The 17990-nt window shown below is 64.6% G+C and carries 15 protein-coding genes; 7 read left to right on the forward strand and 8 right to left on the reverse strand.

What is annotated here, in order from left to right; all coding sequences use genetic code 11:
• Nucleotides 1-261: 261 nt before the first annotated feature.
• The gene (locus AC0L20_RS04890; RefSeq protein WP_473287642.1) at nucleotides 262-825 is read left to right on the forward strand and encodes a helix-turn-helix domain-containing protein; all 564 of its coding nucleotides are present in this window, start codon (nucleotides 262-264) and stop codon (nucleotides 823-825) included.
• Between the two features lie 19 nt (nucleotides 826-844).
• Here AC0L20_RS04890 and AC0L20_RS04895 read toward each other — a convergent pair whose 3' ends face one another.
• Both AC0L20_RS04895 and AC0L20_RS04900 read right to left on the reverse strand, forming a co-directional pair.
• Nucleotides 845-2059, reverse strand: coding sequence for a hypothetical protein (locus AC0L20_RS04895; protein WP_473287643.1), 1215 nt, complete (start codon nucleotides 2057-2059; stop codon nucleotides 845-847).
• A gap of 14 nt (nucleotides 2060-2073) precedes the next feature.
• Nucleotides 2074-3429 (reverse strand): APC family permease, encoded by a 1356-nt coding sequence (locus AC0L20_RS04900; protein ID WP_473287644.1) that lies wholly within the window; start codon nucleotides 3427-3429, stop codon nucleotides 2074-2076.
• Between the two features lie 329 nt (nucleotides 3430-3758).
• Between AC0L20_RS04900 and AC0L20_RS04905 the strand changes: the two genes are divergently transcribed.
• Together AC0L20_RS04905 and AC0L20_RS04910 are read left to right on the forward strand one after the other, a co-directional pair.
• Nucleotides 3759-5102 carry an alpha/beta hydrolase gene (locus tag AC0L20_RS04905; RefSeq protein ID WP_473287645.1) on the forward strand — a complete coding sequence of 448 codons (1344 nt, stop codon included), beginning with the start codon at nucleotides 3759-3761 and terminating at the stop codon, nucleotides 5100-5102.
• Nucleotides 5103-5269: 167 nt separating this feature from the next.
• The gene (locus AC0L20_RS04910; RefSeq protein WP_456769349.1) at nucleotides 5270-5596 is read left to right on the forward strand and encodes a hypothetical protein; all 327 of its coding nucleotides are present in this window, start codon (nucleotides 5270-5272) and stop codon (nucleotides 5594-5596) included.
• A 45-nt stretch (nucleotides 5597-5641) separates the two neighbouring features.
• On the opposite strand, the gene AC0L20_RS04915 is transcribed toward AC0L20_RS04910, so the two are convergent.
• Both AC0L20_RS04915 and AC0L20_RS04920 read right to left on the reverse strand, forming a co-directional pair.
• A complete protein-coding gene (locus AC0L20_RS04915) occupies nucleotides 5642-6031 on the reverse strand; it encodes a hypothetical protein (RefSeq protein ID WP_027567818.1) in 390 nt (129 codons plus the stop codon).
• Nucleotides 6032-6123: 92 nt separating this feature from the next.
• Nucleotides 6124-7296 (reverse strand): MFS transporter, encoded by a 1173-nt coding sequence (locus tag AC0L20_RS04920; RefSeq protein ID WP_473287646.1) that lies wholly within the window; start codon nucleotides 7294-7296, stop codon nucleotides 6124-6126.
• 186 nt (nucleotides 7297-7482) lie between these two features.
• Here AC0L20_RS04920 and thrS point away from each other — a divergent pair, with 186 nt between their 5' ends.
• The 3 genes from thrS to AC0L20_RS04935 all read left to right on the forward strand — a co-directional run bounded on the left by thrS (nucleotide 7483) and on the right by AC0L20_RS04935 (nucleotide 11553).
• Nucleotides 7483-9564, forward strand: a complete 2082-nt coding sequence (thrS, locus tag AC0L20_RS04925; protein ID WP_473287647.1) for a threonine--tRNA ligase — start codon at nucleotides 7483-7485, stop codon at nucleotides 9562-9564.
• Nucleotides 9565-9657: 93 nt separating this feature from the next.
• Nucleotides 9658-10221 carry a nitroreductase family protein gene (locus AC0L20_RS04930; protein WP_473287648.1) on the forward strand — a complete coding sequence of 188 codons (564 nt, stop codon included), beginning with the start codon at nucleotides 9658-9660 and terminating at the stop codon, nucleotides 10219-10221.
• A 63-nt stretch (nucleotides 10222-10284) separates the two neighbouring features.
• Nucleotides 10285-11553, forward strand: coding sequence for a serine hydrolase domain-containing protein (locus AC0L20_RS04935; RefSeq protein ID WP_473287649.1), 1269 nt, complete (start codon nucleotides 10285-10287; stop codon nucleotides 11551-11553).
• On the opposite strand, the gene AC0L20_RS04940 is transcribed toward AC0L20_RS04935, so the two are convergent.
• From AC0L20_RS04940 to AC0L20_RS04955, 4 genes are all read right to left on the reverse strand, one after another.
• Entirely contained in the window at nucleotides 11539-14001 is a 2463-nt protein-coding gene (locus AC0L20_RS04940; RefSeq protein ID WP_473287650.1) for a putative bifunctional diguanylate cyclase/phosphodiesterase, read from the reverse strand. The genes AC0L20_RS04935 and AC0L20_RS04940 overlap by 15 nt on opposite strands.
• Before the next feature lie 536 nt (nucleotides 14002-14537).
• Nucleotides 14538-14960, reverse strand: a complete 423-nt coding sequence (locus AC0L20_RS04945) for a hypothetical protein (protein ID WP_473287651.1) — start codon at nucleotides 14958-14960, stop codon at nucleotides 14538-14540.
• 84 nt (nucleotides 14961-15044) lie between these two features.
• Nucleotides 15045-15284, reverse strand: a complete 240-nt coding sequence (locus AC0L20_RS04950; protein WP_456769343.1) for a hypothetical protein — start codon at nucleotides 15282-15284, stop codon at nucleotides 15045-15047.
• Between the two features lie 344 nt (nucleotides 15285-15628).
• A complete protein-coding gene (locus AC0L20_RS04955) occupies nucleotides 15629-16702 on the reverse strand; it encodes a hypothetical protein (protein ID WP_473287652.1) in 1074 nt (357 codons plus the stop codon).
• 240 nt (nucleotides 16703-16942) lie between these two features.
• On the opposite strand from AC0L20_RS04955, the gene AC0L20_RS04960 reads away from it, so the two are divergent.
• Nucleotides 16943-17986, forward strand: coding sequence for a patatin-like phospholipase family protein (locus AC0L20_RS04960; protein WP_473287653.1), 1044 nt, complete (start codon nucleotides 16943-16945; stop codon nucleotides 17984-17986).
• Nucleotides 17987-17990: the final 4 nt, after the last annotated feature.

The following is a 17990-nucleotide window of genomic DNA, read 5'->3' on the forward strand; positions in this document are numbered from 1 at the left end:
GCTGGAAATCAACGACGCGGAACGCGGCAAATGCCGTCCGGAGCGGCAAAGCACGCCAATTGCACTGTAACTGAGCTGATTTAGGCGATATACCAGAGTCTCTGCTTACAATATCTGCGCCCTTGCTCTAAATTTCTGCGCATATGTTTTCCTTTGGAATACACCCGGCGCGTACACGGAAGGGACATCGCGCACCCGCCGGACTGGCAGTCGAGCGGCATCTGTTGCAGAAGAGACATCAGCAGTTCGGGAGACTCATGCGTGCTTGATGTCAGCAAAGCGGCAGCCGTCGGGGCCAATATTCGCCAGGCGCGGATCGCCAAGGGCCTGACGCTGGACCAACTTGCCAAGCAGAGTGATCTCACGCGCGGCTATATCTCGCTGGTCGAACGCGACCTGAAGATCCCTTCGCTCGCCGCCCTGCTGCGGATGGCAGCCGCGCTCGAGGTCAACGTCGCGACTTTCTTCGACCCGAACGCCGAACCGGCGCCGCGCTACACGCTGTTCCGCCGTGAAGGCGGCAACGTCCCGCTGTTTCAGGACACCTTTGGCGTGGTGCCACTGGCAACCGGCCGCACCCGCAAGATGATGGAGCCGTTCCTCCTGAGCCCGCCGCACAAATCGGCGACGCGCGCCTCGCATGCGGGCGAAGAGTTGCTGTTCGTCATCAACGGCAAGATCGCGATCAAGCTCGACGGCGAAGAACTCGTCCTCGGCAAGGGCGATTGCCTGTACTTTTCAGGCGAGACACCGCACGAGGTCAGGAGCCTCGGCCGACAGAAAGCGGAGGTCCTGGTCGTCGTCGCCCAGAGCCCGGCGGCGTAACGCGGGCCGAGCACCGAGCTTAACGGGACCAGAAAAAGCGCCCGGGTGGCGGGGGGACCGGCTCGGGCGGACGTGGCCGCTTCGGACGCGGCGGTTTCGGCGGCGGCTCGGCGGACGAGGTGGTCTCCGCGCCCGGCGCCGTCTCGCTTCCCGGTACCTTCACCGACAGCAGCAAGTTCGACTCGTGCATCCGCCAGCGGTAACCGACGCCGAAGTCGATCGGCTGGGCGCGCGTGAACAATGCGGCGTAGCGCTCCTGATAGCGGCCGGGAAATTCGCCGATCGGTCCGAGATAGCGGCCGAACGGGAAGAACCGCCATTGCCGCGAATTGTAGCTCGAAAGCGGAATGCCGGAATCGTCCTGGACGATGGTCGCGCTGTTGGCGAGCAACCAATCGCGCGCGACGGTGAAGTTGCCGGAGTGCAGCAGATAGGACGCACTCTTGATCAGGCTGTTGCCGGGGCCGAGCGTCTCGCAGAACTTCAGGAAGCCGGCCGCGCGTGCACCTGAATTGGAGAGATCGGTCGAGAAATAATACAGCGTGCGCGCCTCGCCGTCGGGGCCTGCAAAGGTGATGCGGGCGCCGCGCGTCGCATTCGGTCCGGGATTGTCGTTGCCGACATGCATCCCGCCCTTGTCGTCGAGTGCGACCATCTCGACATTGCGGATGGTCTTGCCGGAGCGGACGAGGAAGACGTAGAGGATCGGCAAGGTGCCGTTGACCTGGTTGGTGTGCAGGTCGACCTTCATCTGCTTGGTGATGAAGAAGGAAAAACTCAGGATCGAGCCGAGCGAGCGCTCGACATTGTAGAGCGCGGCGCCCACCGAGCCGCGCGGCAAGCGCGTCAGGTCAGCCACCGCACCGACCGGCTCCAGCGCGCCGAGCACGTAAGTGCTGGCCTTGGGATAGAAGGCGTTGGCGTAGAGGAAGTCGGGGCCGCTGAACAAATAAAACATGGTCGGCCTGGGCGCTGCCAGATTGACGTCGGCCCAGTTGCGGATCTTCGAGAGCTGGCGCTGTTCGAGCTGGGCGAAGGCGCCGTCGAAGAATCTCGCGTGGCGCTGCCAAGCCGGGTCCTTTGTGAGCGGCACCAGCGGCGAATCCGCCGAAGGCTGCATGCCCGCGAGGAAGCGCGCGGTGTCGTCGAAAGTTGCCTCGGCGGCACGTGCGCACGAGACGGCCGCAGCCAGCAAGGCGAGAGCGACGGCCGCAATTCTCATGGGTCGAAACATGTCTATTCGCAATGTCATGAAGTGCCAGCGGCGACCGGCCGCCTGCGGAAAACAGCATAAATCAACAGGCCCGAGAGCATGACGAGCATCCCCGACAGCGATTGCACGGGCCGCTCGGTCAACAAATAGTACATCATGAACCCTGTCACGAGCAGGAAAACGAGCGGCGTGAACGGGTATCCCCAGGCACGATAGGGCCGCGGCAAATCGGGATCGGTGATGCGCAGCTTGATGACGCCGGCGACCGTGAAGAACGAGCAGAACAGCAGCGCGAACTGGATGAAGTCGAGCACGGCCTCGAAGCTGCGCGTGAACAACAGCAGATTGGCGACGGCGAGCTGAAACAGGATGGCATAGGCCGGCGCGCCGCGGACCGATCTCCGCGAGAACACGCGCAGCGCCGGAATGTCCTCCCCCATCGTCATCATCACGCGCGGGCCGATCCACATCATCGCGCTGATCGATGAGATCAGGCCGAAGCAGATCATCGCGCCGACGATCCGGCCCCCGAGCTTGCCGAAGATCGCGCTGCCGGCGACGCTGGCGACGTCGAGCTGACCCGCGAGCGCGCCGACCGGGGTCGAATGGAGAAACACCGCATTCAGCGCGACGTACAGCACGAGCACGATCAGCGTGCCCGCGAGCAGCGCGCGCGGCAGGTCCCGCTGCGGCATGTTCATCTCGCCGATGATGTAGGTTGCTGCATTCCAGCCCGAGAACGAATACATCACGAACACGAGCCCGATCGCGAAAGGCGCGCTGACGATGTGCGCGAGATCGCCCGCTTGCGGCGTGAAGGCAATCGGCTGCGGCACGCCGACGATGAAGCCGGCAACCAGGAAGGCAACGATCAGCACGACCTTCAGGATGGTCGAGATCAACTGGAAGGTCGAGGAGTGCCTGACGCCGGTCAATTGCACGAGCGAGACCAGCCACACCACGGCGATGGCAAGCGGGATCGGCGGCACACCGGGCACGACCGATTTGGCGTATTCGCCGAACGCCATCGCGGCCAGCGCGACGGGTGCTGCAAAGCCAACCGTCGCCGACACCCAGCCGGCGAGAAAGCCGAAGGCGGGATGATAGGCACGGCCGAGAAAATTGTATTCGCCGCTCGAGCGCGGAAACATCGCGCCGAGTTCGCTGTAGGAGAACACCCCGCACAGCGCGACGATCCCGCCGACCGTCCAAAGCAAGAGGATCGAGAAGCCCGAGGGAATGTCCTTGACCTGGAAGCCGAGGCTGGTGAAGACGCCGACCCCGATCATGTCGGCCACGACGATGGCGGTTGCGACCAGAACGGAGACCCCCGACCCGCTTCCGGTCAGCCGGCCGGTCCAGGGTGCAGTACCCGCGTCTGATGCCGTCATCGCCGTCCTCAACCTCAGGCGTCACGCCTCGTGGGAAGCATCGTGCAGCTCGGTCCAGTCAATTCAAGCAGGGTTAACAAGGGTTAAATGAGGCGGGGCCACTTCGGTACTCTAGCACCATTAATCCACGATCCGGGCAATAAAGCTTCGTAAACACCGGGACATCCCGCCTCCCTCCCCCACAATCACGACACGATTGCGTGGTCCTTTTGAGCGTTCCGGATGTGGGGAAGTTTCTCCGGACACTTAACGTCGCCTAAACGCCCATCGGCTCAATTGCCTTAATGATTGCCGATGGACTTGTGGTCATGACTTGGGGTCATGGGTGAATGGTCGGGGCCGTTCCGAAACCGAGAGCTGACATCCGCGCCGACCGGACCACGTCCGGCGCGAGCGGTCGTGCGCTTCGGATCGCTCTGATCTCAGTCTTGGTGCCGTTGTCGCTGACCCTGGTTCAATGCGGCAAGGCGCCCAATCCGGCGGCGCTCGCGGCGAACTCGCAGGCCAACGTCCAAGGCAACGTCCCAGCCAACGTGCAGGTCGTTGCGAAGACAAACCAGCAAATCGCAAGCAGCGACTCGTTCGAGGATCGCTTCCCGGCCCCCCAGTTCAGGGAGCGCTTCCCATCCGCGAGCGAGGGTTTTCTGCAACGGCAGATGTCGGACTTCTCACCGAAGCGCGCCGTGCCGCAGCAGCCGGAGCAGGCGCCCTACAAGGTCGCTTCGCTCGCGCCGCAGGCCCCCTACCAGCGTCCGCCGCGCGAGGACCTGACGACGCTCGTCAGCATGAAGTCGTCAGCCTTCCCCTATTTCGGCAACAACCCCGCCTCCGACGCGCCGTTCCTCAACATCTCCAAGGGCGACCGCCGCGGCCACCGCAGCTATTCCGGGCGCGTATTCTGGCAGGACGAGACTTACAACGATAATCGCGTCCTGATGCACGTGCCCGAACATTTCGACGTGCGGAAGCCGGGCGTGATCGTGGTGTTCTTCCACGGCAATGGCGCGACACTCGAGCGCGATGTGCGCGACCGCCAGCTGGTGCCGCAACAGATCACCGATTCCGGCGCCAATGCCATCCTGCTCGCACCGCAGATGGCAGTCGATGCCGCCGATTCCAGCGCAGGAAAATTCTGGCAGGCCGGGGGCCTCAAGCGCTTCATCGACGAGTCGGCGAACCATCTCGCTCGCCTCACCGGCGATCCCAACAGCGCCCGCGCCTTCGCCAATATGCCGATCGTGATCGTCGGCTATAGCGGCGGCTTCCTGCCGACGGCCTGGAGCCTCGAGGTCGGCGGGATCAGCGACCGCGTCCGCGGCGTCGTGCTGCTCGACGCCGTCTATGGCGAGATGGACAAGTTCGCCTCATGGATCGAGAGCCACCGCTCCGGCTTCTTCGTCAGCTCCTACACCCACTACACCGCGCGGCGCGACCGCGAGCTGATGAGCACGCTGCGGCAGAAGGGCATCACCGTCTCCGAAGACATGGACGGCCCCTTACGTCCGGGCAGCGTGGTGTTCGTCGAAACCGGGGACGGCATCACCCATCGTGACTATGTGACCCGCGCCTGGACGCGGGACCCGCTCAAGGACGTCCTGGTGAAGATGTCAGCGACGCCATCACTCGCGCTCACGCGCGTGGCCTCCACCAATCCATCCGCATCGAGCCGGTAGCGATATTGCGCCCGTCGGCATCTGGCTGCACGGCCCGCAATTCTCTCGAACCTTGATCAAAATGTGATGTTGATGGCCGACGGTCCCGGTGCCGACCGGATTGCTTCCACTGGCAACAATCATACTTTGCCGGCCAAGTTGTATTTGGGATTCTGCGGGGACATGCAGTGCGTCAGGGACTCTACAAGGTCAACTTCCACACGGTTCACGGGACGGGTTGTGGTGTCGTCTATGTGACCGAGGGCAAGATGCGCGGCGGCAATTCCGCTTTCGCGTTCATCGGCACCTGCACGGGCGAAGGCGACAGCATCAGGGTCAAGATCTCGACCGAGCGCCACAATGACGACCCGTGCTTCAAGGCACTGTTCGGTCTCGACCGGATCACGCTGACGCTCGCTGGCCGGGAGGATGGCGACAGTGCGGAATTCGAAGGCACCGCACTGCAACTGCCGGGCGTTGCCTTCAGGGCCGTGCTAAGCCGGATCAGCGACTAGCCGCCCGGCTGCTGGACCTTGGCCATCGGCCTCAGGTCTTGGGCGTCAGGTTTTTGGCAGCTTCGGAATGCTCTCGGCAAAGCCGTTGAAGCAGGCCAGCCGCTCGTCCTCCTCCTTGAAGAAACGGCAATCGGCGTAGCCCTTGGCCTTCGCCGGCTTCGGCTTCGGCGTCGGCGCAATCACGGCGTCGTAGCAATTGAGCCGGTCCTTGGTGCCGTCGTCGAGATCGAGGCAGGCCTGGAGCCGCGCTGCGATGGATTGCGGCTTGCCCTTCGGCGCCGCAGCCGGCTTGGCCGCAGCCTCCTTGGTCCCTGCCTTGGTGCCCTTGGGCTTGACCTGCACCAACGGCTTGTCCCCGATCATTGGTGGCTTGTCGGCTTGCGCGAAAGCGGAAGCTGAATAGAGCACCGCGGCAACCGCCAGAATCATCCTCATCTCAGTCAACCCTCTTTGGTCCCCATGACCGGCCTTCTAGCCTCCCGGCGCGCGGTTTGCCAAGCACCTTGCGCACACGGACACCCTTCCGCTCAGGCCGGGGCAGCAGTTGCCAGCCGGGGCCGGGTCAGGACCACCAGGATCAGCGCCAGCACGACGAAGCCGACCGCGACGAAGCCGAGCGTATGCAGGAGCTCGCGGGCGAACAGCAGTCCGCCGACGGCAGAGCCGACCGCCTGGCCGATATAGAGGACGGAGGTGTTGAGTGCGACCGTCGCCGATGCCAGCGACGGTGCGGCCGAGACCAGCCGCACCTGCTGCATCGAATTGGTCGAGGCAAAGCCGAGGCCCCAGATCGCGACCGCACCCGCCATCAACGCGAGCGTGCCGGCGCCGAGCGCCCAGCCGGTGATTCCTGCAAGCAGCAGGCAGGTGAACAGCAGCGAGGTGCGATAAGGCCCTGATGTGTCGACGATGCGGGTCGCGATGACAACGCCGAGGAAGCCGCAAACGCCATAGAGGGCGAACACCATGCCGATCGCATCGGGCCCTGCGCCGGTCAGCTTGTTGAGCAGCGGCCCCATGAAGGTGAACACCACGAACTGCCCCGACATCTGCAACATCGTGATCGCAAGCAGCAGCAGGATCGTTCTGTTGCGACCGACCGCGCTCCAGGTCTTCAAATCCACCGGCGCCCCCTTCAAGCCCGCGGGCAGCCGCATCAGCAACAGCAGCAAGCTGACGCAGCCGAGCGCGCCGATCCCGCCATAGGCCGCGCGCCAGCCATAGCGGCTGGCGATGAAGGTGATCAGCGGCAGGCCGACGGCGGCAGCGAGCGACCAGCCGAGAAAGATGTAGGCAATCGTGCTGCCGCGACGCTCGACCGGCACGATCAGCGCCGCCGTGCCGGCGGCCTGCGGCGTGTAGAGCGCGCCGACCGCGAGCATCACCAGGCGGATGACGAGGAGGCTCGCATAGTCGGGCGCAAAGGCCGAAGCGAGGTTGCCAAAGGCGAGCACCGCCAGCGTCGTGGTGAGCAGTGCCCGGCGCTCGATCCGGCTGGTGAGCCAGGCCGTCAGCGGCGAGCCGATGCACAGGATGACAGCCCCGAAGGTGATCAGGAGCGCGGCCGCATGGATGCTGACGTCGAGCCCCGTCGCCAATTCCGGCAGCATGCCCGCCGGTGCCAAGACCGAGCAGCCGGTGACGAGATTGCCGAGCATCAGGGCGGTTGGCGCGAAACGGCTGGCGCGTGCATTTTCCATGCAAACGCATGTAGAGCCGCCTTGCGACCAGTTAAAGGGCGTTGCCCGGAATAGTTCGTGCCGCGCCTCCGCTTTGGCGCGCCGGTTTCTTGGAAATGCCGGATTGCGCAGGCCGAATCGCCTGATATATCGCTCGTTCCCGCTTACCTGCGCTCGTTCGCAGGAGTGAGCCTCAGGAGACATGCCATGACCGACCAGCCCAACGACCAGTCCAAGGACCAATCCAAGTCCGAGCAGCCCAAATCCGAATCCGGCTTCCAGTACAGCCTCAGCAATTTGAGACCCGTGACCCCACCGGAAAAAATCACCCTCACTTTCCCGGACGGCGCCCGGCGCGAATACGCCAAGAGCATCACCGGTCTCGAGCTCGCCAAGGGTATTTCCCCGTCGTTGGCCAAGCGCACGGTCGCGATGGCGCTCGACGGCGTGGTCTCCGACCTCGACGACGCAATCGAAGCCGATGCCAGGATCGAGCTGATCAACCGCGACGATCCGCGCGCGCTCGAGCTGATCCGCCATGACTGCGCCCACGTGCTGGCCGAAGCCGTGCAGACGCTGTGGCCGGGCACCCAGGTCACCATCGGCCCCGTGATCGAGAACGGCTTCTATTACGATTTCTTCCGCAACGAGCCGTTCACGCCGGAAGACTTTGCCGCGATCGAGAAAAAGATGCGCGAGCTCATCGCGCGCGACAAACCTTTCACGAAAGAGGTTTGGGATCGCGAAAAGACCAAACAGGTGTTCCGCGACAAGGGCGAAGCGTTCAAGGTCGAGCTGGTCGACGCCATTCCCGGCAACGAGCCGATCAAGATCTATTACCAGGGCGACTGGTTCGATCTCTGCCGTGGCCCGCACATGACTTCGACCGGCAAGGTTGGCAACGCCTTCAAGCTGATGAAGGTGGCCGGCGCGTACTGGCGCGGCGACAGCAACAACCCGATGCTGACCCGCATCTACGGCACGGCATTCGCCAAGCAGGAGGACCTCGACGCTTATCTGAAGCAGATCGAGGAAGCGGAAAAGCGCGACCATCGCAAGCTCGGGCGCGAGCTCGACCTCTTCCACTTCCAGGAGGAAGGCCCGGGCGTCGTGTTCTGGCACGCCAAGGGCTGGACTATCTTCCAGCAGCTGATCGCCTATATGCGGCGGCGCCTGGCCGGCGACTACAGCGAGGTCAACGCCCCGCAAATCCTCGACAAGTCGCTGTGGGAGACCTCCGGCCATTGGGGCTGGTACCGCGAGAACATGTTCGCGGCGCAGTCGGCCGGCGAGGAGGCCGAGGACAAGCGCTGGTTCGCGCTCAAGCCGATGAACTGCCCAGGCCACGTGCAGATCTTCAAGCATGGCCTGAAGAGCTACCGCGACCTGCCGCTGCGGCTCGCCGAGTTCGGCGTGGTGCACCGCTACGAACCATCAGGCGCGATGCACGGATTGATGCGCGTGCGCGGCTTCACCCAGGACGACGCGCACATCTTCTGCATGGAGGATCAGCTCGCCGACGAGTGCCTGAAGATCAACGAGCTGATCCTGTCGACCTATGCCGATTTCGGCTTCACCGGCGATCTCACCGTGAAGCTGTCGACACGGCCGGAGAAACGCGTTGGCACCGACGCGATGTGGGATCACGCCGAGCGCGTGATGGCGACGGTGCTGCGTGAGATCCAGTCGCAGAACAATCACATCAAGACCGAGATCAATCCGGGCGAAGGCGCCTTCTACGGGCCGAAGTTCGAATATGTGCTGCGCGACGCCATCGGCCGCGACTGGCAGTGCGGCACCACGCAGGTCGACTTCAACCTGCCGGAACGGTTCGGTGCGTTCTACATCGACCACGACAGCAGCAAGAAGCCGCCGGTGATGGTGCACCGCGCGATCTGCGGTTCGATGGAGCGCTTCATCGGCATCCTGATCGAGCACTATGCCGGCAACTTCCCGCTCTGGCTGTCGCCGGTGCAGGTGGTGGTCACCACCATCACGTCGGAAGCCGACGAGTATGCCAAGCAGGTGCTGGAGCAGGTCCGGCGTGCGGGACTTCGGGCCGAGATCGACCTGCGCAACGAAAAGATCAACTACAAGGTCCGCGAGCACTCGCTGGCCAAGATTCCGGCACTGCTCGTGGTCGGCAAGAAAGAGGCCGAGACGCAGTCGGTCTCGATCCGCCGGCTCGGCAGCGACGGTCAGCAAGTGACGACGACGGTGGAGGCCATCGCCGCCCTCGTCGACGAGGCGACCCCGCCGGATGTGAAGCGGGCGCGCGGCGCGGCCTGACATCTGAAATCGGTCTAAACTCGCTTTCGGTTGCGGGCGTGCATTCCTATGTGGGGATTGCACGCCCGACGACCAGCCGAAGAGGAAACCGCAGTGCCCGACGCCATCGAACTCCTGAAGACCCGCCGCTCGGTCAAGCCGCGCGAGATGTCCGGGCCCGGCCCCTCCCCGGCCGAGCTCGAGACCATCCTCACCATCGGCGCGCGCGTGCCCGACCATGGCAAGCTCGCGCCCTGGCGCTTCATCATCTTCGAGGGCGATGCGCGCCAGCGCGCCGGCGAGGTGATCGCGAAGGTGTTTGCCCGGAAGAATCCCGGCGCGGCGGCGGCCGATGTCGAGACCGAGCGCAAACGCCTCACGGATGCGCCGCTGGTGATCGGCATCGTCAGCTTCACCAAGCCGCATCCGAAGGTGCCGGCCTTCGAGCAGGAATTGTCGGCCGGCGCCAGCGTCATGAACATCGTCACGGCCGCGACCGCGCTCGGCTACGGCGCCTGCTGGCTGACCGGCTGGTTCTCGTTCGATCGCGACGTGCTGGACGGCCTCGGCCTCAAGCCGGACGAGAAACTCGCCGGCTTCGTCCATATCGGCAAACCGACCAAGCCGAGCGAGGACCGTCCGCGACCGGTCCTTTCTGAAATCGTGACGCGATTTTAATCGAAGGCGTGTTGACGCCTTCGACGTCTTGCGGCTTTGATCCCGGCAAGGGAGGAAGCCCGGATGAAGCGTCGTGAATTTCTGGTCGGAGCCGCGCTGCTGGCCGGCACGATGGCGCGGGCCCGCGCCGCCGATACCCCCGCGCCGTCGTCCGAGGGGCTCGACCGCATCACCGCGTACTTTGACAACGAGGTAACGAGCGGCCGGCTGCCGGGCGCCGTGGTGCTGGTCCAGCAGCACGGCAAGCCGGTCTATCTGAAGACTTTTGGCGTGCGCGACACCAGGACGGGCCTCGCGATGACGCCCGACACGATCTTCGCCATCCACTCGATGACCAAGCCGATCACCTGCCTTGGCGCGATGATGCTGATCGACGAGGGCAAGCTTGCGCTCACTGACCCCGTATCGAAATACATTCCCCTCTTTGCCGACACCAAGGTGGGTCTCGAGGTTACCAATCCCGACGGCACGTTGCATCTGGATCTCGTGGCCCCGATCCGTCCCGTCAACATCGAGGATCTGCTGCGGCACACCTCCGGCATCAGCTACGACTACATCGGCGGCAAATGGGTCGAGCAGGCCTACAAGGCCGCCAATATCTTCGAAGGTCAGTTCAACAACAGGGAATTCGCCCAACGCATCGCAAGACTGCCGCTGGCGCGGCAGCCGGGGACGCTGTGGCGCTACGGTCATTCCACCGACGTGCTCGGCAGCGTCATCGAGATCATCTCGGGCCAGACGCTGTACGCATTCCTCAAGCAGCGCATCTTCGATCCGCTCGGCATGAGCAGCACCAAATTCGCGCTGGGGACCGAGGACGAGCTCGCGCGGATGGCGCGGCCGCTGCCGAACGACAACATCCTGCTCGCCGCCGAGCGCGAGCGCCTCGACCATCCCGAATGGCAGTCCGGCGGCGGCGGGCTGCTCTCGACCATCACCGACTATCAGCGCTTCTCGCAGATGCTGCTCAATGGCGGCGAGTTCGACGGCAAGCGCTATCTGAGCCCCGCCGCGTTCAAGGCCATGACGACCGATCACGTCGGGCCGGGCTCGGGCGTCGGACGCGATTACTTCTATTTTCCGGGCGACGGCTTCGGCTATGGCTATGGCCTCGCGGTGCGGACCGATCCCGGCAACGCCAAACCGCCGCCGCCCGGCTCGCTCGGCGAGTTGAAATGGGACAGTGGCAGCGGCACCTATTTCGGCGTCGATCCCAAGCTCGACATGGTCTACCTGCTGATGCAGCAGACTCAGAACGAGCGCAGCCGCATCACGCCCGCCTTCAAAGCGCTGGTCTATGATTGTTATCCGTCCGAGTTACGCCGCCCGTGAAGCACGCTGGCCGAAATCGGCGAGCAGCTTTGCGATCTCGGCGGCGGGCCGCGCCGCGCTGAACAAGAAGCCCTGCACTTCGTTGCAGCCTTCGGCGCGCAACCACGCGAGCTGATCCTCGGTCTCGACGCCTTCCGCGGTCGTGGTGATGTTGAGGCTGCGGCCAAGCCCCGAGATCGCGCGAACGATCGCGACGCAATCGGGCCGCCCTGCCAGATCCTTGACGAAGGAGCGGTCGATCTTGATCTTGTCGAAGGGGAAGCTGCGGAGATAGCTGAGGCTGGAATAGCCGGTGCCGAAATCATCCATGGAGATGCTGACGCCGAGCTCGCGCAACTGATGCAGGATGGCGAGATTGGCGTCGGTCTCGGCCAGGAAGATCGACTCGGTGATCTCGAGCTCAAGCCGCTTCGGCGACAGGCCGGACTGCGCCAGTGCCGAGATCACGACCTGAACCAGATTGCGGCTTCGGAACTGCGCCGGCGACAGATTGACCGCGACCTTGACGTCGACGGGCCATTTCACCGCCTCGGAGCAAGCCACGCGCAGCACCCACTCACCGAGCTGGGTGATCAGGCCGATGTCCTCGGCGACCGGAATGAACTCCGCCGGCGAGATCATGCCCTTGTCGGGGTGATGCCAGCGCAGCAGCGACTCGAAGCCGGAGATGCGGTCGGAGGCGATCGAGACCAGCGGCTGGTAGTGCAGCTCGAACTCGCCATTGGCAAACGCGCGGCGCAGATCGAGCTCCATGTCACGGCGCTTCTGCGCCTGCAAATCCATCTCGCGCTCGAAGAAATGATGCACGCCGCCGCCGTCCGATTTCGCCCGGTACAGCGCCATGTCGGCGTTGCGCATCAACTCTTCCGACGTCGCGCCATCGCCCGGCGACAGCGCGATGCCGATGCTGGCGCCGATCACCATCTCCTGACCGTCGATCTTGTAGGGCGCCTTCAGCAGGTCGATCAGCAAGCCCGCGCAGGCGCTGGCCTCGTTGGGCCTGACGTCGGCCGCCAGGATCACCGCGAACTCGTCACCGCCGAGCCGGGCCGCGAGATTGGCGCCGCGGACCGCGGTGCGCAGACGGGCGGCAACCTCCTTCAACAGGCGGTCGCCCACCGGATGGCCGAAGGAATCGTTGACGTTCTTGAACAGGTCGAGATCGAGGTAGAGCACCCCGACCCGCTTTCCGCTGGCCTGGTCGAGCGCCTGCTTCAGGCGCTCCTGGAAGTATTCGCGGTTCGGCAGATCGGTGAGCCCGTCATGGTGCGCCATGTGGGCGATCCGCGCCTCGGCCTTGCGCCGTTCGGTGATGTCGACCACCGCGACCAGATAGCCGTCGCGATCGTCGAAGGCGACGCGGCGGCCGAAGGTCAACACCTCGATCTCGCTGCCGTCGGCGCGCAGATGCCGCCAGTTGCGCGAGGAGTGATAGGCGTCGCCGATGCGTTCGAGCGCCTCGGCATGGCTGTCCCATTCGTCCTGCGGCCAGATCTCGTGCAACTTCATGCGCAGGAAGGTGGCGCGGCTGTAGCCGTAATGCTGGACCGCGGCGTCGTTGACGCTGAGAAACTGCTTGCTCCCGGCATCGAACACCCACATCGGCATCGGGTTGTTGTCGAACAGCAGGCGAAAAGAGGCGTCGCGCCGCTTCAACACAGTGACATCCGAGATCGTCAGCGAGACCACGTCGGCAAACGCGGTGGCGCTCAGCCGGAGATGGCGTCCTTCGCTCTCGATCTCGAGCTGCTCGCCGCGACCGCCGGAGACGGCTTTGAGCAGGAATTCCATGACTTCAACCGAGGCCAGGAGCGTGTCGCCCTCGCCGATCCGGCGCCAGAGCAGGCTCGCGCCTTCGGCCTTCAGCAGCAGCGCCGCACTCTTGTTGTGGTGCACGATCTGGAGATCGAACGGCTTGCCACCCGCGTCGCGCAGCGTCGCCAGCGAGACCACCGCGTCGTCGGTTGACGCGAAGATCGCGTCCAGGAGATTGTATTGCGCGCCGCGTTCGTTGATGTAGGCGCCGACCAGCGTCGCGCCCCAGCGCGATACGGTCGGCAGCGCCAGCACATCAAATGTCCTGACCATGCCGTCGCGCACGCAATGGGCGCTGGCCAGGTGTGGCCGCCCGTTGGCGAGCGCGCTCGCCGCGGCTTCCGACAGCGCGGTGGCGCAATCGGGCGAGAGCGCGGCGACCGGGATGTCCCAGCGCTCTTCGCCGAGCCATTTCTGCACGTAGCGTCCGCTGCGCGACAGTTCGAGCGCGCCGTCGCCCTTGAGCAGCGCGATGTGGTCGGCGAGCCGTCCCAGGCTGCCGAGCATCACGTCCTCGTAGCGCGGCAGCCGTTCGCCCGGCTTCAACGCGGCACGCCATTTGCGCTGAAGCACCGGGATGTCGTCAAACATTTCGGCGGCCGGTTTTCCCGACATCTTCTTCGCGGCACTCATGGCAGTCCCCAACGCACATTCCCGCCGCATCCAATGCAGCCGCGCTTAACGGCGTGTAAAGAGCGCGCGCGTGCGGGTTCCGTTCGGCGATTATGACAGTTTAAAGTCGGGCGTTGGTTAGTGGGCGTTAGAGACTATGACGGTTGTGCGAAGGCGTTGCGTAGGCGGCGCGTGAGACCGAAGCTTTGGCGCACCGCTGCATCAGCAGTGTCGTTGCGAGCGCAGCGAAGCAATCCAGAATCTTTCCGCGGCGGCAGACTGGATTGCTTCGCTGCGCTCGCAATGACGGAATCTGTGGGTGGCAGCGTCGCTCTTTAAATTCGCATCTTACTCGCAGACACACCTTCGCCATCTCGCGGCTTGTTCGCCCGAGCTTTGCCTCGATGCCTCACCCTCAAAATGAAAGAGGGCGCAGGGAAGACCGGGTGCCGGCTGGCACCCGCGGTCCACTGTGCGAGGTTGTCGTAAAAAAGATTGCACAGCGGCATACAGGTGAAGCCCAACACACGGCCTTCCCTGCGCAGTGGCTTTACGGCTTATGTCGTGCTCTCCCCGGGGAGCGATGCACTATTGCCCCCGTCGCCTTGCGGATGGCTGACGCGTGTGCCCGGTTGGGCAACCCGCATCACCGCAACGCTTGGCGCACAGACCCCGGGCGCCAGGACCACACGATTTTGCCGTACGCCGATCACACCGGTCGTGTGCGCGAGGCCTTCACTCACGGTTGCCCGCCCTGCGAAGCCGTTCGCGCCGATGTGACCAACGTCCACCGCCATCCGGCCCGCGTTCGTGACGATCGCGATACGCCCCTCTTCCTTGGGCCGGAGTGAGGCGAAATATACGCAATTCCGAAATTCGGTAAAGCGGAATATTTTGAGCCACGCGGGTTGACCGACCATTTGGGTGTTTTGCCCGTCGGGCAACGCAAGGGATTGTAGCCCGGATGAGCGAAGCGACATCCGGGATTCCGACCGCGAGCTGTCCCGGGTATCGCTTCGCTCACCCGGGCTACGGGACCTACCGAACTGCACGCGCAGTCGCGACTAGTCCTCGCTGGACGTCGCCAAGCGATTGCGCAAATGGGCCTGCGACAACAGAAAGAACAATGCGCGCTCGCCATGATATTTGGCGGACGGCCGGGTGCGCTCGAAACCATCGGCAAATTTCTTGCCGGATTGGTCGCACACCTGCCACCGCCAGCCGAACCGCTTACGCCTGGTGAGGATCACTTCAAACATGCCGACGAGCTTGGTCCCCTGCCCTTGCCGGTCTCGCAGACGCACGAGTCTGCTCCGGCCTCCTCCGTTGGAGTGATGCCCGACATATAACGCAGCAGGACGGAAAGCGAATAAAATTGATTATCGGAAATAGGTATCTTGCACCGGCTGTGAGGAAGTCGCGGCGCCGCTGGAATAAGCTAGCGATGCCGGTGTTGATCGGTCCTGCTTGGTAGCGCTGCCAGAGCTGTTCACCAACCAAATCGCAACATCAAACGGAGCAGCGGAGCATCCGCGTTCGCACACGAGACTGGCGGTAATAAGATATGGGAGATTAGTGCGCTGAATGAGAAGTGTTCACCAGACACGAAGACCAGCGTCGGGCCGCATGCAGCATCACCGCTCAAGCACTACCGCGCGACGACTTCCACTTCGCCGTCGACGCCGTTGACGACGTTGAAGCCGCGCTCGTAGACCTTGCCCTCGTTCTTGGCGATGGCGCGGTATTCGCCTTCGGAGAGCACGACGCGCGGGAAGGCGCCGATCGATTCCTTGATGACGTCGCCGCCGGGGGTCAGCACCGACCAGGCGGTGTTGGCGAGCGCCTCGCCGCCCCTGTCGCTGACGAGCTTGAGCGTGATGACGGCGGCGCGGTGGGTGATGGTGACGTCGGTGAGCTTGCTGGCCTGGACGCGGATGTCCGAGCGCACCACCGAATTGGCATCGCCGTAATTCGAGATGATGTAGTAGGTGCCTTCCGGCAGCAGCACGACGTCACCGGCGGCGACGTTCGGCACCAGGGAGGCGCGCTCGCCGGATTCGAACTGGCTGCCCTTGTAGATCGCGAACGAGATCTGGTTCTGCGGAATGCGGCTGGTACCGACGCGGCCCTCGATGCGCAAGCCGCCGGCAGGCAGCACGAAGGACTCCCGGTCGGTCTCGGCCTTCAGGCTGACGGTGCGCACCGCGCTGACCAGGCCAAAGGCGACGTGCACGACGTAATTGCCGGGCGGCAGCACGATGCTCGGCGTGGCATTGCGGTCCTCGCGGATCAGCTTGAAGGTGCCGTTCTCGTCGGGACGATCGGCAAACACGCGCCAGACCAGGCCGCTGGTGATCGGGGGGGTGTCCTTGCCGTATTTCGCCGTCAGCGACAGCACGCCCTGTCCGGGCACGGCCGCGTTGAGCGGCGCGGCCGACGGCACGGTCGTGACCGCGGGCGGCGGCATGCTGGGCGTGGTCGGCTGCAACAGGGTCGGCGGCAGGCTCGGCGGTCCGGCACCCGGGCCGGAGGGCGGCGCCAGACTGACCGCGCCGCCGGGATCGGGCACCGAAGCGGGCGGCACCGGCGGTGGACGATCGGAGAAAAGCTGCGCCTGCGCAGCATTTTGGCCAAGGGTATAGAGGCAGGCAGCAAGGATCAGCGCCGGCAGCAGCGATGCGCTGCGCCGCCATCCGATGATGCCGTCACCCCCGAGAGTCATGCCACCTGCTTTTCACCGAAAACGCGGCAAATTCAAGCCTCTGGACCCCTGAGAAATACGGCCCGACTGGTTTTGGAACCCAGTTGACGCCTGCGTGATTACTCGAGAGGCAGCCGCGCCTCGCCATACTCCTGCCCCGTGCGCTTCCCAAACCGGCATAAACCATGCTTCGGCCCGGTTCTGGCGGAGCGCGAGTGCGGTGCCTAGTCTGATGGCGGGTCCCGGCGTAGGAGAGTTTCGGTGCTGGACATATTGAAGGGGCGGGGTGCGAACAGCGACAAGGTCGCCGAGAAAGTCGGCCTGGGCAGCATCCGCCGGCCGGTCATCGGCCTTGCGCTTGGCGGTGGCGCGGCGCGCGGCTTCGCCCATATCGGCATTATCAGGACCCTGCTCGCCAACGGAATCGTGCCCGACGTCGTGGTCGGCACCTCGATCGGCGCCGTGGTCGGCGGCCTCTATGCGGCCGGCCGGCTCGATACGCTGGAAGAATGGGGCCGCAGCCTGCAAGGGATGCGCAACATCCTCGGCTATCTCGACATCCGCCTCAACGGCTCCGGCCTCATCGGCGGCGAGAAGCTGGCGACCCGGCTCGAGGCCGCCTGCGGCCAGAGCCAGATCGAGGATCTCCCGGTCAAGTTCGCCGCCGTCGCGACCGAGGTCCGCACCGGCCACGAGATCTGGCTGACGCGCGGCCGCGTGGTCGACGCGATGCGCGCCTCCTATGCGCTGCCCGGCATCTTCTCTCCGGTCCTGATCGGCGATCGCTGGCTGGTCGACGGCGCATTGGTGAACCCGGTGCCGGTCTCGGCCGCGCGCGCGCTCGGTGCGGAAATCGTCATCGCCGCAAATCTTTCCAGCGACATCTTCACCTATTCAACGACGGTCTATTCGCACGGCGCGATACCCGAGCCGGTGATCCCCGCGGCGGAAGAGCCGGCGTCAAAGCGGCGCTTCCCGAGATTCTTCTCGCCCGAGAAGACGGTGAAGCGCGAGTTCTTCGGCGGCGGCAGCGCCCGGCCCGGCCTCTCTTCGGTGATGGTCGACGCCTTCAACATCATGCAGGACCGCATCACCCGCGCCCGCCTCGCCGGCGATCCGCCCGATATGCTGATCACGCCGCGGATCGGTCAATTCGGCTGGTTCGATTTCCACCGCTCGGAGGACCTCATCGCCCTGGGCACCCGCGCGGCCGAGCGCGCGCTGGAGTCCATCCAGGAGGCCATCCACGAGCTGGCGCCGGCGCCCGAGGGCACCGCGCCCAAAGCCGACCAGCAGCAGGACTGATCGG

Source organism: Bradyrhizobium sp. Kon58 (genome assembly GCF_055807455.1).

Excerpts from the sequence above, each read along its gene's own strand:
- AC0L20_RS04935 (WP_473287649.1), top strand. The coding sequence starts at position 10,285 with ATGAAGCGTCGTGAATTTCTGGTCGGAGCCGCGCTGCTGGCCGGCACG.
- AC0L20_RS04920 (WP_473287646.1), bottom strand. The coding sequence starts at position 7,296 with ATGGAAAATGCACGCGCCAGCCGTTTCGCGCCAACCGCCCTGATGCTC.
- AC0L20_RS04955 (WP_473287652.1), bottom strand. The coding sequence starts at position 16,702 with ATGACTCTCGGGGGTGACGGCATCATCGGATGGCGGCGCAGCGCATCG.
- AC0L20_RS04945 (WP_473287651.1), bottom strand. The coding sequence starts at position 14,960 with ATGTCGCTTCGCTCATCCGGGCTACAATCCCTTGCGTTGCCCGACGGG.
- AC0L20_RS04940 (WP_473287650.1), bottom strand. The coding sequence starts at position 14,001 with ATGAGTGCCGCGAAGAAGATGTCGGGAAAACCGGCCGCCGAAATGTTT.
- thrS (WP_473287647.1), top strand. The coding sequence starts at position 7,483 with ATGACCGACCAGCCCAACGACCAGTCCAAGGACCAATCCAAGTCCGAG.
- AC0L20_RS04905 (WP_473287645.1), top strand. The coding sequence starts at position 3,759 with ATGGTCGGGGCCGTTCCGAAACCGAGAGCTGACATCCGCGCCGACCGG.
- AC0L20_RS04915 (WP_027567818.1), bottom strand. The coding sequence starts at position 6,031 with ATGAGGATGATTCTGGCGGTTGCCGCGGTGCTCTATTCAGCTTCCGCT.
- AC0L20_RS04900 (WP_473287644.1), bottom strand. The coding sequence starts at position 3,429 with ATGACGGCATCAGACGCGGGTACTGCACCCTGGACCGGCCGGCTGACC.
- AC0L20_RS04895 (WP_473287643.1), bottom strand. The coding sequence starts at position 2,059 with ATGTTTCGACCCATGAGAATTGCGGCCGTCGCTCTCGCCTTGCTGGCT.